This is a genomic window from Marinobacter sp. MBR-105, from assembly GCF_053628895.1.
Genome location: NZ_JBRJHG010000061.1, coordinates 1 through 1,156 on the forward strand (window position 1 = coordinate 1; position 1,156 = coordinate 1,156).

Genomic DNA, 1,156 nt, shown 5'->3' on the forward strand with positions numbered 1-1,156 from the left:
GGAAGGTCTGAATAACTGCTGATATTTGCCCATCTTGGGTTTAAACGGCAAAAAATCGAAGATTCAGACACTATTTTCCCTTTATTTGTGTGTTTTTTGCCCGTTTCCCGCCATTTTGGCGGAAAACAGGCGCACTGGCCCTACGCCAGCATGTATTTTTCACCGATCAGCAGGTTGCTAAACGCGGCCAGCAAATGCAACCGGTTGCTGTTCTTGGCAAGGCCGCGATAGCGGACCTTGCCATAACCAAAGACCCGCTTGATGTACCGGAAGGGATGCTCGACCTTGGCACGAACACTGGCTTTGATCTTCTCTGCTTTCAGTTTGTCGGCATCCAGCGTCTTCCGGGTGCCAGGCCGTTTGGCAATGAACCAGGAGACGTTTTTGCGGTGCTTATGCTCATCCCGCTTCTGAATGCCAAGGTAACCGGCGTCGCCGAAGACTCGTTGCTCTTCACCATGCAGCAGCTTGTCGGTGGGCACGATGTCGTGAACATTGGCAGCGGTGGTATCAATGCTATGAATCAGACCGAACGTGTCGTCGACACCAATGTGCATTTTCATGCCGAAGTGCCATTCGTTGCCCTTTCTGGTCTGGTGCATCTCCGGATCACGCTTGCCAGTTTGGTTCTTGGTGGAGCTGGGAGCAGAGATGATGGTGGCATCTACGATGCTTCCTTCACGCAACATCAAGCCGTTTTTCTCCAGGTGTTTGTTCACCTCTTTAAACAGCGCCTTGCCAAGACCGTGCTGCTCCAGGAAATGCCGGAAGTTGAGAATCGTCGTCTCATCTGGCAAACGGTCCAGCTTCAGACCCGCGAAGTGCCGCATGGATTCGATCTCGTACAGCGCGTCTTCCATGGCCGGATCGCTCAAGTTATAGAACAACTGCATGCAGTGAACCCGCAGCATGGCAGGCAGCGGATAAGGGGGCCGTCCGTTCCGGCCCTTCGGGTAATAACGGGCTACCTTCTTCTCCAACTGCTTCCACGGAATCAGCTTGTCCATCCGTTCCAGAAAGATCTCGCGACGGGTCTTGCGCTTCTTGGTCTGGTATTCGGCTTCGGAGAAGGTGATCTGATCCATGCTGGCAACGATCCTATGCGATTGACGATGGCCGTATTATCGCTGATTTTGGAGACTTATTCAGAGCCTCC

The 1,156-nt window shown here is 52.9% G+C and carries 1 protein-coding gene; it reads right to left on the bottom strand.

Annotated elements, in window-relative coordinates; genetic code table 11:
• Positions 1–140: 140 nt before the first annotated feature.
• Positions 141–1,085, bottom strand: a complete 945-nt coding sequence (locus tag ACSSVV_RS21000) for an IS5 family transposase (RefSeq protein WP_011784145.1) — start codon at positions 1,083–1,085, stop codon at positions 141–143.
• Between the last annotated feature and the right edge of the window lie 71 nt (positions 1,086–1,156).